The sequence below is a fragment of the Streptomyces sp. SID5785 genome (assembly GCF_009870065.1).
In the GTDB taxonomy this organism is placed as follows: Bacteria; Actinomycetota; Actinomycetes; order Streptomycetales; family Streptomycetaceae; genus Streptomyces.
Map to the genome: position 1 here is coordinate 16,676 of NZ_WWIA01000258.1, position 14,250 is coordinate 30,925.

A 14,250-nucleotide genomic window follows, 5' to 3' on the forward strand; every position below is an offset into this window, starting at 1 on the left:
TGCGACACTCCGGCCATGCTGGGTGTCATCGATCTTCCGACCTATCTCGCGGGTCTCGTCCTCATCATCCTTCTCCCGGGGCCGAACTCGCTGTACGTGATCTCCGTCGCCGCCCGTCGCGGCATACGCACCGGATACAAGGCCGCCGTCGGCGTGTGGTGCGGGGACACCGTCCTCATGACGCTGTCCGCGGCCGGTGTCGCCTCGCTGCTGCAGGCGAACGCCGTGCTGTTCGGGATCGTGAAGTACGTGGGTGCCGGATATCTGACCTGGCTCGCCGTCGGGATGCTGCGGGCGGCCCACGGCATGTGGCGCAGCCGCCGCGAGCGGCCGGCCGCCGAGAGCGGGGCCGCTGACGGGCAGTCCGCGCAGGAGCGGCCCTTCCGCCGTGCGTTCGTCATCAGTCTCCTCAACCCCAAGGCGATCCTCTTCTTCATCGCCTTCTTCGTGCAGTTCGTCGATCCGTCCTACGCCTATCCCGCCCTCTCCTTCGTGATCCTCGGCGCCTTCGCGCAGGCGGCCAGCGTGCTCTATCTGTCGGCGCTGATCTTCGGCGGCACGCGCCTCGCCGCCGCCTTCCGCCGGCGCAAGCGGCTGTCCGCGGGGGCGACCTCGGCGGCCGGGATGCTGTTCCTCGGCTTCGCCGTGAAGCTGTCGCTCGCCAGCGCCTGAGCCGACCGGCCCTGCCCCCCCCCAGGGCTCAGGCCGGGTCCGCCGTCAGCAGTCCGGTCAGATAGGCCCGCAGCCCCTCGGCGGACTCGCCCGCCCAGGCCACGTACCCGTCGGGCCGGACCAGGAAGGCGCCGCTGCCGTACGCCGCGCAGCCGGGGAGTCGCAGGGTGCGCAGCTCAAGGATCCCGTCGAAGGTCCCGGCGTCGAGGCCGGTGCCGCTCTCGGGGCCACCGGCGGCCTCCGGGGCCGCCGCGTCGAAGGTCAGCAGGGTCCAGTGCGGTCCGCGGAAGGCGTCGAACAGCCGGATGCCGCCCACGTGCCCGTCCGGTGCCCGGTCGCCGGCCCGCAGCGCCCCGTCGGCCAGGCCCTCGCGCGTCTCCCGGGTCAGGGCCGCGTCGCGGTACCCGATCCCGAGCTGCTGCACCTCTTCGCCGCGCTGCACGGGGGCGCCGTCCCGGCCCGCGCGGTGGATCCGGGTGCTGATCCCGAGGATGTCCGCCGCGACCGGCATCCGCTCCTCCTCGTAGGTGTCGAGCAGCCGGGCCGGGGCGCCGGACAGGACCGCGGCGAGCTTCCACGACAGGTTGTACGCGTCCTGGACGCTCGTGTTCAGTCCCTGGCCGCCCGCGGGGGAGTGGACGTGCGCCGCGTCGCCCGCCAGGAAGACCCGGTCGCTGCGGAAGCGGTCGGCCATCGCCGCGCGGGCGCGGAAGCCGGAGGCCCACACCACCTCGTCGATGTGCTCCGGTGCCAGCGGAGTGCGGGCGGCCAGCAGCCCGACCACCGCCTCCGCCGAGGTGTCGGTCCCGGCCGACTCGTCCGTGAACTGCGCGGCCAGCTGGAACAGCCGCCCCTTGTCCGACGGCAGCGGGCAGAACGCCACGCCCCCGCCGGGCGCCTTCGGCCACACGTGCCAGTGCGTGTCCGGCACCGGGGCGTCCGCGGTCACCCGGACGTCCGCCACCAGCATCGGCTTCGGGTCCACCGTCTCGCCCGTCATGCCGATGCCCAGCGCCCTGCGCACCGTCGAACGCCCGCCGTCCGCCGCGACCAGATACGCCGCGCGCACCGTCGAACCGTCCTCGAACCGCGCGGTCACCCCCGACCCGTCCTGCTCCAGTCCGGCCAGGGCCGCGCCGAAGCGCACCTCGCCGCCCAGCTCACGGAGCCGGTCGTACAGCACGCGCTGGGTGGCGGCCTGCGGTATCAGCCAGACATTGGCGTACGGCACCTGGTCCGTCGGCTCCGAGCGCTTGACCATGTCCCACTCCTGGCCCGGCTCGGCGCCCTCCCAGACCCGCATCTTCGGGTACTCGGTGCCGGCCGCGCGGATCGCGTCCAGCACTCCGAGGTCGTGGAACACCTCCTGGGTCCGGGGCTGGAGCCCCTTGCCCCGCGAGCCGGGGAACAGCTCCTGCGCCCGCTCGACCAGCAGCGCCGGCACGCCGCGCCGCGCCAGGTCCGCCGCCAGGACCAGGCCCGTCGGGCCCGCTCCCACGATCAGTACGTCCGTCCGCACGTCCGTCATCGCCCCACACTCCTTAACGCTGTTAAGTGCCGTGCTCCGAGCATGGCCTTAACGGCGTTAAACTGTCAAGCGTGGCTGAGCAGAAGAAGACGAGACTCGACAAGGCGCAGGTGGCCGACACGGCCCTGGACCTGCTGAACGACGTCGGCCTCGAGGGGCTGACGCTGCGGGCCATCGCGAAGGAGCTGAACGTGCAGGCGCCCGCCCTGTACTGGCACTTCAAGAACAAGCAGGCGCTGCTCGACGAGATGGCGACCGTGATGTTCCGGCGGATGACGCAGCCCGGCGTGGAGGCGGGCGCGGACCCGGGCGGAGAGGCGGGCGCCGACGCGGGCGCGGGCCCGGGTGCCCCCGCTGCGATCCCGCACGCCCCCGGCATGTCCTGGCAGGACTGGCTGGTCGAGGGGAACAGGCGGCTGCGCGCCACCCTCCTGCGCTACCGCGACGGAGCGAAGGTCTTCAGCGGGTCACAGTTCACCGGCACCGAGCACGGCGCGCAGATCGAGGCGAACCTGCGGGTGTTCGCCGCGGCGGGCTTCACCGCGGAACAGGCGGCGTGGGCCAGTACCACCGCGTACCTGTACACGGTGGGCTTCGTCACGGAGGAGCAGGGCGTGCAGCCGCTGCCGGGCGAGCGCCGTGCGGGCTACGACGTGGACGAGCGCGCCGAGCGCCTCGCCGCGTACCCGCTCGCCGCCGCCGCGGGCAAGGACCTCTTCACGGCGTACGACGAGCGGTTCGAGGAGGGACTCGCGCTGATCGTGGCGGGGATCGAGGCGCGCTACAGCCCCAGTTGACGGTATGTCACGGGCGCTGCCCGTCCCCGGGAAGCGCCGCTCCCGGCTGCCGGCTCAGCGCACGGCGCAGCCGGGGTGTGGCCCACTCCTCGACGTATCGATTCAGCAGCCAGGCGAGCAGCAGCATCGCGCCGATCGTCCCGGCGAACGTGACGGACGAGGGCAGTCCCACGGTGCGGTGCAGGAAGCCGATCGCCACCCAGCCCAGGTGCTCGTGGACCAGGTAGAAGGGGTAGGTCAGGGCGCCCGCGACGGTCAGCAGGCGCCAGTTCGCCCAGCGTGCCCAGCCCAGCGCGATCACCGTCACGGCGGCGAAGCCGAGGGTGACGATCGCGACGATCACCGAGGCCGAGCGGTACGAGAAGAACGCCGGGTTGGGTGCGTGCCACAGTCCGGCCACCGCGTAGTGCTGCCCGACGAGCCAGCCGACGGCCACCACGCCCCAGGCCGTGACGTCGCGCCGGTCGCGGTGCACCAGGTAGAGGCCGATGCCGCCGATGAAGAACGGTGCGTACTCGGGCATCAGGACGAGCGTGAGCAGCGGTTCGTTCGAGGCGTCGGCGAGCGCCGCCGCCATCGTCCACACCGCGCAGAACAGCAGCACGCGGTGGCGCGAGGCGCCCGGCACGACGACGAACAGGGCGAACAGCGCGTAGAAGCGGACCTCCGCCCACAGGGTCCAGCACACCCCGAGCACCCGGTGCGCGCCCAGCGGCTGCTGCAGCATCGTCAGATTGAGCAGGGCGTCGCTCGGCGAGACCGTCCTGTAGATCACGACCGGCAGCGCGAACACCGCCGTGACCAGCACGATCGCCACCCAGTAGGAGGGCAGGAGCCGGGACGCGCGCGAGGCGAAGAAGGAGCGCAGCGGCCGGCCCCAGCCGCTCATGCAGATCACGAAGCCGCTGATGACGAAGAAGATCTGCACGCCGAGGCAGCCGTAGGCGAACCAGCCGTGCAGGGAGGGGAACTGCTGTGCGGGGGAGGTGCCCCAGGCCTGGGAGACCTCGCCGCCGCGCCCGCCGTAGTGGTACGCCGCCACCATCAGGGCGGCGATCAGCCTCAGCCCGTCGAGGGCGTACAGGCGCGGCGCGGCCCGCCGGGCCGGCGGCGGTGCGGGCTTCTCCGTCCCGGGCGGCGCCGGTATGGATCCTGGGGTCGTGCCGGTGACGGTCATCGGAGTGCGGCTCGCTTGAAGGAGCGTGCGCGGCGCACCACGCGGCGGACCGCGGCGTTGCGCGGCAGGAAGGCGAGCTGGGCCGGGACGGCCCCGGGCAGGCCCAGCGAGGTCAGCCGACGGCGTTTGAAGTACCGCCAGGTGTGGTCGTCCAGCCGCCGCGCGAGATATCCCTCCGCCTCCGGGCGCAGCGCGGGATAGATCTTCGCCTGCATCGCGAAGCCCACCGTCCGCAGCAGTTCCGTCAACTCGGCGACGGACGTGCCCTGTTCCTGGGACGCGACGCCCGCGCGGTCGGCCAGGTCGGGCAGCAGCGCGTCGACGATCGTGACCGGCACCCGGTTGCTGTTCTGGTACGGGGTGAGCCGGTCCAGGAGGGTCCCCGTGCCGACGCGGGCGACCGGGATCCCGTACAGGGCGGACGCGGTGAGCAGGGCGGTCGAGAAGCAGCCGACGACGAGGGCCGGGCGGATCCGCTGGTAGAGGACCTCGGCGAGGACCGGGGTGTCGAGGACGGTGAGCTCGGCGCCGAGCCGCTCCGCCTCCTTCTCCAGGGTGCGCGACCAGCGGGCCGGTGCCGTCGGATGAGGCTTGAACACGAGGCTGCGGTGGCCCAGTTCGACGGCGCCGCGCATCATCCGTACGTGCAGGTCCTCTTCCTCCTCCGCGCTGAGGATGTCGAGCGCGGAGAGGTACTGGCCGAGCAGCAGTGCCGGTTCGTCCGGCAGGGCGGGCAGCGCGTCGGCGGTGTCGCCCAGTTCGGCGAGGACCTTCACGAAGGCCTCCGTCGGGACGATCTCCGGCTCGACGCCGAACTCGGTCAGCAGCAGCGGCCGCAGGCCCGGCACGAGGTCCAGGTGCAGCAGCCGGCGCACGCGGGTGCCGACCAGCGGGTCGATCTTGTTGCGGGTGGGGCCGTAGCTCATCAGGCCGTCCGCGTACACGTCGACGGGCGCGCCGGTGAAGATCTTCGCGACGGCCCCGGCCGGGTTCACCTGGATCGACTCGACGGCGAGCTCGACGTCGTCGTCGCCGAGGTTCCACAGCAGGCGCAGATACCGCTCCCACAGCGGGATGTCGTCGGCGCGCGGCGACCAGCCGCCGGGGTGGAACGGCGAGATCGCCTCGTTCCACGACAGCACGTCGTCGAAGCGGTCCCGCAGCCGGCCGAAGCCCGGCATGGTGTCGAGCGACGGGGTCGTCTCGGGTGTCGCCGCGTTGTTGGCGACGAGCAGGACCGTGCGGTCGGCGGGTGCGAAGCGCTCGGAGTCGAGCGCGGCGGCGAGCGTGGCCGCGCCGTACAGCGTGGACGCGAGGAGGATCCGGGTGGTCATGCCGCGGCCTCCGCGCTGACGGGCCGGCGGCGCAGCCGTCGCAGCCGGGTCGCCCGCTGGACGTCCATCGAGTCGAGGGCGTCGTCGAGCACCGCCTGCGGCATGCGCTTGAGCGCCGCGGCGCTGAGGGACTTCAGTTTCCGCGCCACGGGCGGCTCGAACCTTTCGACGGATCCCAGGTGGTGGGAGATGATCGCGCAGTACGTGCGCACGGCCTTCGGCAGCAGCCGGTCCGCGTCCCGGTCCCCGGCGGTCTCCCGCACGACCTGGTCGAACGCGCGGATGAAGTCGAGCTGGCGCACGTCGCCGATCTGGGTGAGCGAGGAGGAGACCCCGCGCCGGTAGAAGACGCCGAGGAGACCCACCGCCGCGAAGGACTTCGCCTCGCGGTGCAGCCGCCAGATCCACGGGCGGTCCTCGGCGGTGCGCAGCCCGTCGGTGAAGTGCAGCAGGCCCTGGTCGGCGAGGCGCCGGTGGTACATGCCGGCCCACGCGTACGCGTAGTCGACGGACGTCGAGCGGTCCGCGGGCAGGATCGCCTCGCGCGGGTCCATGACGACGCCCCGCAGCCCGTGCGGCACACGGTGCACCGAGCGGGCCCGCGCCGTGCACTGGACGTGGTCCGTGCGGACGAAGTCGCAGCCCAACTCCTCGATGGAGGACAGCAGTCGGGCGTAGTGGCCGGGGGCGAGCCAGTCGTCGCCGTCGAGGAACGTGAGGTACTCGCCGCGCGCCCGGTCCAGGCCCGTGTTGCGCGCGGTGGCGAGTCCCCCGTTCGTCTCGTGTCTCACGACGACCGCCCCCGGCAGCTCGCGCTCGGCGCGCGCGAGAATGTCGGGGGTCTCGTCCCGGGAACAGTCGTCGACGAGAATGAATTCGAAGTCTTCACGTGCGTTGGCGCGCAGACTTCTGAGCGTGTCTGGCGCGTATTGCTGCACGTTGTAGAACGGCACGATGACGGAGAGCTTGACCACGTCCGTGACGTTAGGCGGCGGCCCGGCATTCGTCTTGACCGGCAACTTGATGTCAGGTGAACGACGCGTGGCGGGACCGTGAACCGGCCCTGGCCTGGGCTCTTTCCCGAGCCGATTCGCCATTCGTCGGTGTGCTGTTAACCGTTTGTTGCACTCCGGTTGGGCCGCGGATCGAAATGCCTTCCTAACTTTTTCGATGTGCCAGCAAGGAACGAAAAGACCCCCCGGGTCGCCGTGCTCGCGGACTCCGACACCCGATGGAAATGGGGTGCACTGACCGCGGCCCGCCTCCGCAGCGACCAGCCGTCCCTCCCCCTCGACGGATTCCTCCTGAGGGGCCGCGCGACCCCCACCCCCCGCCAGCTCACCGAGGTCGGCGTCCGGGCCGACCGCCTGAGCGAGGTCACCGCGGTCGAGTTCCTGCGCGCCATGGAACGCAGCCCGGAGAAGTACGACGTGGTCGTCCTCGCCCTCGTGGGCGGTGCCGTCCAGGCCGTACTGCACGGGCTCGCCCACGCCTGGCGCGGCGTCACCCGCCGGCCCGTCGTCGTCACCGGATACGTCGGCGTCGTCTACGAGAAGCTCACCGACGGCCTGCTCCTGCGCCACGGCGCGGACGTCGTCCTCGCCAACTCGGCCTACGACGCGGACCGGTTCCGCGCCGTGTACGAGGGCGTGGGCGCCGACGCGGGATCGGTCACCGAGTGCGCGCTGCCCTTCCTCGGCGGCGCGCCCTACGGGACGGCGCACGACCCGTACACGGTCGTCTTCGCGGCGCAGCCGTCCGTCCCGGACACCCCCGCCGACCGGACGTACCTCCTTGAGCGGCTCGTCCGGCACGCGACGGCCCACCCCGGCCGCGAGGTCCTGCTCAAGCTGCGCAGCAAGCCCGGCGAACACACCACGCACATCGAGGAGACCCCCTACCAGAAGCTCGCCCAGCGGCTCGCACTCCCGCCCAACCTGAAGCTCGTCTACGGGAACATGGGCGAGGTCCTCGACCGTACGGACCTCCTCGTCACCGTCAGCTCCACCGCGGCCCTCGAGGCCCTGCACCGGCGCATCCCGACCGCCCTGCTCACCGACCTCGGGGTGCGCGAGGCGCTCGGCAACCACCACTTCACCGGCTCCGGCTGCCTGCTGTCCTGGGACCGGCTCGACGCGGGCGAACTGCCCGCGCCCGACGCCGCCTGGGTCGCCCGCCAGGGTGTCGCCGCCGACGGCACGTACGGACAGGCCTTCGACCGGGCCCGCGCCCGCGTCGACGCGCTGCTCGCCGCCGACCGGCCGCCGATCGAGCCGTACTACAGCACCGTCACCGCGCCCGGCTACCTGCCGCGCATCCTCGCCCGCCACCACCTCGCGCCCGACGGCAGCCCGCTGCCCGGCGCGCCGGCCGCCGACCGGGAGCCCTCGGCCGTACGGCAGATCGTCCGCCGCGCCGCCCGCGGCGCCTACCGGCACGGAGTGCAGCGCGTCGCCCCCGTGATCCGGCGGATGGGGGAGCTGTGAGCAGCCCGAGCAGCCCCCCGACCTGCCCCGAACCGTCTGAAGGAGAAGCGCAGATGACCGACCCGGACGGCGGCCCCGCGGCCGCCCCCGTACGCCGCGTGCTCGCGGTGATCCCCGCCCGCGGCGGCTCCAAGGGGGTGCCCGCCAAGAACCTGGCGCCCGTCGGCGGCGTCCCCCTCGTGGCCCGCGCCGTGCGCGAGTGCCTCGCCACCCGGTACGTCACCGACGTCGTCGTCTCCACCGACGACCCGGCCATCGCCGACGCGGCCCGCGAGGCCGGCGCCGAGGTCGTCACCCGGCCCGCCGCGATCGCCGGCGACAAGGCCACCTCCGAGGCGGCCGTGCTGCACGCGATGGACCTGCACGAGGCGCTGCACGGCGCCAGCGTGGACGTCGTCCTGCTCGTCCAGTGCACCAGCCCGTTCCTCGTGCGCGAGGACGTCGACGGCGTGGTCCGTGCGGTCCTCGAGGACGGCGCCGACAGCGCGCTGACCGTCGCCCCCTTCCACGGGTTCGTGTGGCGCGACGCCGCCGACGAGCCGCAGCAGGCACCGGCGGGACGGGCCGCCGCCGCGGCCGGCACCGACACGCTCGTCGCCGAGGCGGACACCGCGGCCCCGGCCGGCGGCTACGGCGTCAACCACGACAAGTCCTTCCGGCCCCGCCGCCAGGACCGCCCCCAGGACCTCCTGGAGACCGGCGCCGTCTACGCCATGGACGCCCGCGGCTTCCGCCGCCACGAGCACCGCTTCTTCGGCCGGACCGAACTGGTCCGCACCGACCCCGCGCGGGTCCTCGAGATCGACGACCCGCACGACCTGGCCCGCGCCCGCGCGCTGGCCCCCCTCCTCGACCACGCCGTCCGGGCACTCCCCACCCGCCGGGACATCGACGCGGTCGTCCTCGACTTCGACGGCACCCAGACCGACGACAGGGTGCTGATCGACGCCGATGGACGGGAGTTCGTCACCGTGCACCGCGGTGACGGCCTCGGCATCGCGGCCCTCCGCAGGAGCGGCCTGCCCCTGCTGATCCTGTCCACGGAAGTGAACCCGGTCGTCGCCGCACGGGCCCGGAAGCTCAAGATCCCGGTCCTGCACGGCATCGACCGCAAGGACCTCGCACTCAAGCAGTGGTGCGAGGAGCAGGGCATCGCGCCGGAGCGCGTGCTCTACGTCGGCAACGACGTCAACGACCTCCCGTGCTTCGCCGTCGCCGGCTGGCCCGTGGCGGTCGCGAGCGCCCACGACGTCGTACGCGGCGCCGCACGCGCGGTCACCACCGTCCCCGGTGGTGAAGGCGCGATCCGGGAGATCGCCAGCTGGATCCTCGGCCCCTCTCTCGACTCCCTCGAAACCACGTAAGGAACGCACCTCTCATGTCTGCTCTCAACTCCCGCCTCCGCACCTTCGGTTCGCGCACCGCCGGCCCCGGCCAGCCCGTGTACATCACCGGCGAGATCGGCATCAACCACAACGGTGACCTGGAGAACGCGTTCAAGCTGATCGACGTCGCCGCCCAGGCCGGCTGCGACGCCGTCAAGTTCCAGAAGCGCACCCCCGAGATCTGCACCCCGCGCGACCAGTGGGACATCGAGCGGGACACCCCCTGGGGCCGCATGACCTACATCGACTACCGCCACCGCGTCGAGTTCGGCGAGGACGAGTACCGCCAGATCGACGCGTACTGCACGGAGAAGGGGATCGACTGGTTCGCCTCCCCGTGGGACACCGAGGCCGTCGCCTTCCTGGAGAAGTTCGACGTCCCGGCCCACAAGGTGGCGTCCGCCTCCCTCACCGACGACGAGCTGCTGCGCGCCCTGCGCGCCACCGGCCGCACCGTCATCCTCTCCACCGGCATGTCGACCCCGAAGCAGATCCGTCACGCGGTCGAGGTCCTCGGCTCCGACAACATCCTGATGTGCCACGCCACGTCGACCTACCCGGCGAAGGCCGAGGAGCTCAACCTGCGCGTCATCAACACGCTGCAGGACGAGTTCCCGAACGTCCCGATCGGCTACTCCGGCCACGAGCCCGGCCTGCAGACCACGCTCGCCGCCGTCGCCCTCGGCGCCACCTTCGTCGAGCGTCACATCACCCTCGACCGCACCATGTGGGGCTCCGACCAGGCCGCCTCGGTGGAGCCGCAGGGCCTGGAGCGGCTCGTGCGCGACATCCGCGTCATCGAGACGGCCCTCGGCGACGGCGTCAAGAAGGTCTACGAGTCGGAGCTCGGCCCGATGAAGAAGCTGCGCCGCGTCACCGGCGTCGTCGCCGAGTCGGAGATCGCCGTCGCCGCCGGCGAGCCGGTCGGCGTCTGACCCTCACCACCCGACGGCCCGGCGCACCTGACCGGCGCCGGGCCGTCCCGGGCCCTGCGGGAGGGGTCGCATGTCAAGGAACACGAGCGGCACGCTGTGTTTCGTCGAGAGCCCGGTACAGCTCCTCAACGTCCTGGAGTGGGCGCACCTGGACGGCGCCGAGGCGACCGTCGTCGTGCTCTCGCCCACCGACCCCATGACCCGCGGACAGCTGCGGAGGATGGCCGAACTCGCGCGCGACGACGGCCACACCGTGCGCTGGGAGGAGGCGCGGGGCGGTCCCTCGGCCCCGTTCCGGACGATCGGCGGACTCGCCCCGGCGCTGCGCGGCGCCGACCGCGTCGTCATCGGCGACCCCTTCTCCCGCTACGTCCAACTGCTGCTGACCACCACCCGGGCCCGTGAGCTCGTGGTCGTCGACGACGGCACCGCGACGATGGAGTTCGTCTCCCAACTGGCCCGCGGCGAGCGCCTCGTGCGCTGGCACCGGCGCGGCGGCCGGCCCGGCGCGCGCGACCTGGTCTTCGGCCCCGTCTCCGCCGCCGCGCGCCGCCGGCTCACTCCGGGGCCCGGCCGCCGGGTCTCGCTGTTCACGTCCATGCCGGTGGACGAGGTGCCGGACGGCGTCACGATCACCACCAACGCGTACTCCTGGACCCGGGAGCGCTTCGGCCCGCCGCGCGTGACCCGCGGCGCCGACCTCGTCGGGACGTCCCTGGTGGAGACCGGGGTCGTCGACCTGGACCGCTATCTGCAGGCCGTCCGTGAACTCGCCGCCGCGCACGGCGCCACCCGGTACTTCGCGCACCGCCGCGAGGGCGCCGACAAGCTGCACCGCCTGGCCGGCGAGACCGGTCTGGAGGTCGTCCGCCCCGATCTGCCGCTCGAACTGATCGCCCGGCGCGGCCCGACAGGCGCCACCGTCCTCAGCTTCCCCTCCACCGTCGTGCACACGCTGCCGATCGCACTGGAGGGCACCGGGGTCAAGGTCGCCGTCTGCGAGATCGACCCCGCGTGGCTCACCCACGGAGTCTCCGACCACGCCCAGGGGTTCCTGCGCGGGATCGTCGGGTCGGCACGGGGGGTGCGCACGGTCTGAGACAGCCACGGAGCGGCACAATGCGGCAGGCCGCGGAACGATGCGGCAGGCCGCGCGGACGCCAAAAGAGACGTGATACCCGCCCGGGGTGATCGGTATGCGAGACGGGGCAGGGTTTCTTACGTCAATCCGGCTGAACTTTTGTTGATCGCGGGACGGTTCGCCCCCGGCTCGGCCTACCCTTCGCAGGGTGAACCAGTTGATGTCCCGCGTTCCCGGCCTCCCCGGCACCCTGCCCGAAGAGCTCCGCGCCGAGCTCGTCGCGTTCCGCCGCGACCTGCACATGCACCCCGAGCCGGGCAACCAGGAGTTCCGCACCACCGCGGCGATCAAGGCACGCCTCGAGCGCGCCGGACTCGTCCCACGGGTGCTCGGCGTCGGGACCGGACTCGTCTGCGACATCGGCACCGGCACCGAGCACGGGGAGTGGGAGGGCGGGCGCCGGATGCTCGCCCTGCGGGCCGACATCGACGCCCTGCCCATCCCGGACACCAAGGCCGACTGCGCGTACCGCTCGACCGTGCCGGACCACGCCCACGCCTGCGGCCACGACGTGCACACCACCGTCGTGCTCGGCGCCGGACTCGTCCTCGCCGACCTGCACCGCCAGGGCCTGCTCCCGCACCCGGTGCGGCTGATCTTCCAGCCCGCCGAGGAGGTGCTGCCCGGCGGCGCGCCCGACGCGATCGACTGCGGGGTGCTCGACGGGGTGCGGCGGATCATCGGCGTGCACTGCGACCCGAAGGTGGACGCGGGCCGGATCGGCCTGCGGGCCGGCCCCATCACCTCCGCCTGCGACCGCCTGGAGGTCAGCCTCGACGGCCCCGGCGGACACACGGCGCGGCCGCACCTGACGACCGACCTCGTCACGGCCGCCGCCAAGGTCGCCACGGAGGTCCCGGCCGTCGTCGCCCGCCGCGTCGACGCGCGCTCGGGCCTGTCCGTGACGTGGGGTCGCCTGGAGACGGGCCACGCGTGCAACGTGATCCCGCAGCACGCCGAGCTCTCCGGCACCGTGCGCTGCCTGGACCTGGAGGCGTGGCGGCTCGCGCCGGACCTGGTGCACGGCGCGATCCAGGAGATCGCCGAGCTGTACCGGGCCAAGCCGGTCGTCGACTACGTGCGCGGGGTGCCCCCGGTGGTCAACGACCCGGCGGTCACCGACCTGCTCCGCGACGCGATGACCGAGCGGCTCGGCCCGGACTCCGTCGAGGGGACGCTGCAGAGCCTCGGCGGCGAGGACTTCTCCTGGTACCTGGAGCAGGTGCCGGGGGCGATGGCCCGGCTCGGGGTGAAGGCGCCGGGGGAGCGCGGCAGCCGCGACCTGCACCAGGGCGACTTCGACGCGGACGAGACGGCGATCGGGGTCGGCGTGGAGCTCTTCACGGCGGCGGCGCTGCTCGACGCGGACCGGTGAGAGTCCGGCGGGCGGACCGGTGAGCGGCCGCTGAGCGGCCCGTGAGAAGCCCCTTTTCCCCGGCTTGCTCACCTTGCGTCACGCAGGTTTTACCGGGGCCCGGCACGAATCGGTAACGGCGGGGGCGAATCGGGTTCCCCGGTTCTTCTACGCGCGTTACGCTCCGCCGAACTCTGCGCCCCGCGTGGCGTGTTGACGAAGGAGCAGCCCATCATGCGTCGATCTCGTACGTCCCGGCTCACGCACATAGCTGTGGCCGTCACCGGTCTCGCCCTCGCGGCCACCGCCTGCGGCGGCACCAGCGCCGACAAGGCGGGCGACGAGGCCAAGGCGAAGAACCTCGGCCTCGCCATCTCGTACGACGTCGGCGGCCGCGGCGACCAGTCCTTCAACGACGCCGCGTACTCGGGCATGGTCAAGGCGGACAAGGAGTTCGGCTACAAGAGCGCCGACCAGGAGCCGAGCGACGGCGAGAGCGACGCGGACAAGATCGCCCGGCTGGGCGCGCTGGCCAAGAAGGGCTACAACCCCGTGGTCGGCGTCGGCTTCGCGTACGCCCCGGCGGTGAAGGCGGCCGCCGCGAAGTACCCGAAGACCACCTTCGGCATCATCGACGACTCGACGGTCCAGGCGAAGAACGTCGCGGACCTCGTCTTCAGCGAGGAGCAGGGCTCCTACCTCGCGGGTGTCGCCGCCGCGAAGGCGACGAAGGCGGACACCGTGGGCTTCGTGGGCGGCGTGGACGTGCCGCTGATCCACAAGTTCGAGGCCGGCTTCGTGCAGGGCGTCAAGGACACGAACCCCAAGGTCAAGGTGTTGACGCAGTACCTGACCGAGACGGCGCAGGAGGGCGGCTTCTCCAGCCCGGACAAGGGCAAGACCGCAGCCCAGGCCCAGCTCGAGAAGGGCGCCGACGTGATCTACCACGCGGCGGGCCTGTCCGGCCAGGGCGTCATCGAGGCCGCCGCCGCCCAGAAGAAGTGGGCCATCGGCGTCGACTCGGACCAGTACGAGCAGAAGCCGCTCGCCGCGTACAAGGACTACATCCTGACGTCGGCGACCAAGGACGTCGGCCGGGCCGTGTACGAGCTGGCGAAGTCCGTGAAGGACGGCAAGCCGCTGTCCGGCGAGACCCGCTTCGACCTCAAGGCGGGCGGCGTCGGCATCACCGAGACGAACCCGAAGTACAAGGAGATCCCGGGCCTGGCCGACGCGGTGGCGAAGGCCAAGCAGGACATCATCGACGGCAAGGTCACCGTGGCCACGAAGCCGTAGCGGGACCCGTCCCCGCCCGGCACCCACGCCGCGTCGCACCCCGGCCCGCCTGCCCGACAGGCCCTGGGCCGGGGTGCACCTGTATGTCCGTACAACATCGCTTACCGTCGTTTTCAGTACGGACCGATAACGGTCTTCCGGGGGG

At 72.5% G+C, this 14,250-nt stretch carries 12 protein-coding genes; 8 read left to right on the plus strand and 4 right to left on the minus strand.

Annotation, left to right across the window (positions count from 1 at the left end):
• Window positions 1-15: 15 nt before the first annotated feature.
• Entirely contained in the window at window positions 16-672 is a 657-nt protein-coding gene (gene leuE, locus GTW43_RS07870) for a leucine efflux protein LeuE (protein WP_161300911.1), read from the plus strand.
• A gap of 28 nt (window positions 673-700) precedes the next feature.
• Here leuE and GTW43_RS07875 read toward each other — a convergent pair whose 3' ends face one another.
• A complete protein-coding gene (locus GTW43_RS07875; RefSeq protein ID WP_161300912.1) occupies window positions 701-2,200 on the minus strand; it encodes an FAD-dependent monooxygenase in 1,500 nt (499 codons plus the stop codon).
• Between the two features lie 71 nt (window positions 2,201-2,271).
• On the opposite strand from GTW43_RS07875, the gene GTW43_RS07880 reads away from it, so the two are divergent.
• Window positions 2,272-2,997, plus strand: coding sequence for a TetR/AcrR family transcriptional regulator C-terminal domain-containing protein (locus GTW43_RS07880; RefSeq protein WP_161300913.1), 726 nt, complete (start codon window positions 2,272-2,274; stop codon window positions 2,995-2,997).
• A 7-nt stretch (window positions 2,998-3,004) separates the two neighbouring features.
• Here the strand turns inward: GTW43_RS07880 and GTW43_RS07885 are convergent, their stop codons facing one another.
• The 3 genes from GTW43_RS07885 to GTW43_RS07895 are packed head-to-tail and all read right to left on the minus strand — an operon-like array spanning window position 3,005 to window position 6,482.
• On the minus strand, window positions 3,005-4,174 hold the full coding sequence (locus tag GTW43_RS07885) for an acyltransferase (RefSeq protein ID WP_161300914.1): 1,170 nt from the start codon (window positions 4,172-4,174) through the stop codon (window positions 3,005-3,007).
• Window positions 4,171-5,508 (minus strand): alpha-2,8-polysialyltransferase family protein, encoded by a 1,338-nt coding sequence (locus GTW43_RS07890; protein ID WP_161300915.1) that lies wholly within the window; start codon window positions 5,506-5,508, stop codon window positions 4,171-4,173. Before GTW43_RS07890 ends, GTW43_RS07885 begins: the two co-directional genes overlap by 4 nt.
• The gene (locus tag GTW43_RS07895) at window positions 5,505-6,482 is read right to left on the minus strand and encodes a glycosyltransferase family 2 protein (protein WP_161300916.1); all 978 of its coding nucleotides are present in this window, start codon (window positions 6,480-6,482) and stop codon (window positions 5,505-5,507) included. The genes GTW43_RS07890 and GTW43_RS07895 overlap by 4 nt, the downstream gene beginning before the upstream one ends.
• Before the next feature lie 198 nt (window positions 6,483-6,680).
• On the opposite strand from GTW43_RS07895, the gene GTW43_RS07900 reads away from it, so the two are divergent.
• From GTW43_RS07900 to GTW43_RS07925, 6 genes are all read left to right on the plus strand, one after another.
• Window positions 6,681-7,994, plus strand: coding sequence for a DUF6716 putative glycosyltransferase (locus GTW43_RS07900; protein ID WP_161300917.1), 1,314 nt, complete (start codon window positions 6,681-6,683; stop codon window positions 7,992-7,994).
• A gap of 53 nt (window positions 7,995-8,047) precedes the next feature.
• Complete coding sequence (locus tag GTW43_RS07905) at window positions 8,048-9,358, plus strand: N-acylneuraminate cytidylyltransferase (protein WP_161300918.1); 1,311 nt, start codon at window positions 8,048-8,050, stop codon at window positions 9,356-9,358.
• Window positions 9,359-9,372: 14 nt separating this feature from the next.
• Window positions 9,373-10,314, plus strand: coding sequence for an N-acetylneuraminate synthase family protein (locus tag GTW43_RS07910; protein ID WP_161300919.1), 942 nt, complete (start codon window positions 9,373-9,375; stop codon window positions 10,312-10,314).
• 70 nt (window positions 10,315-10,384) lie between these two features.
• Window positions 10,385-11,413, plus strand: coding sequence for a hypothetical protein (locus GTW43_RS07915; RefSeq protein WP_161300920.1), 1,029 nt, complete (start codon window positions 10,385-10,387; stop codon window positions 11,411-11,413).
• Window positions 11,414-11,615: 202 nt separating this feature from the next.
• On the plus strand, window positions 11,616-12,830 hold the full coding sequence (locus GTW43_RS07920) for an amidohydrolase (protein WP_161300942.1): 1,215 nt from the start codon (window positions 11,616-11,618) through the stop codon (window positions 12,828-12,830).
• A 213-nt stretch (window positions 12,831-13,043) separates the two neighbouring features.
• Window positions 13,044-14,105, plus strand: a complete 1,062-nt coding sequence (locus GTW43_RS07925) for a BMP family ABC transporter substrate-binding protein (protein ID WP_161300921.1) — start codon at window positions 13,044-13,046, stop codon at window positions 14,103-14,105.
• The last annotated feature ends 145 nt before the right edge of the window (window positions 14,106-14,250 follow it).

Coding starts and splice junctions, on each gene's coding strand:
- leuE (WP_161300911.1), top strand. CDS start 16: ATGCTGGGTGTCATCGATCTTCCGACCTATCTCGCGGGTCTCGTCCTC.
- GTW43_RS07875 (WP_161300912.1), bottom strand. CDS start 2,200: ATGACGGACGTGCGGACGGACGTACTGATCGTGGGAGCGGGCCCGACG.
- GTW43_RS07885 (WP_161300914.1), bottom strand. CDS start 4,174: ATGACCGTCACCGGCACGACCCCAGGATCCATACCGGCGCCGCCCGGG.
- GTW43_RS07890 (WP_161300915.1), bottom strand. CDS start 5,508: ATGACCACCCGGATCCTCCTCGCGTCCACGCTGTACGGCGCGGCCACG.
- GTW43_RS07905 (WP_161300918.1), top strand. CDS start 8,048: ATGACCGACCCGGACGGCGGCCCCGCGGCCGCCCCCGTACGCCGCGTG.
- GTW43_RS07910 (WP_161300919.1), top strand. CDS start 9,373: ATGTCTGCTCTCAACTCCCGCCTCCGCACCTTCGGTTCGCGCACCGCC.
- GTW43_RS07915 (WP_161300920.1), top strand. CDS start 10,385: ATGTCAAGGAACACGAGCGGCACGCTGTGTTTCGTCGAGAGCCCGGTA.
- GTW43_RS07920 (WP_161300942.1), top strand. CDS start 11,616: ATGTCCCGCGTTCCCGGCCTCCCCGGCACCCTGCCCGAAGAGCTCCGC.
- GTW43_RS07925 (WP_161300921.1), top strand. CDS start 13,044: ATGCGTCGATCTCGTACGTCCCGGCTCACGCACATAGCTGTGGCCGTC.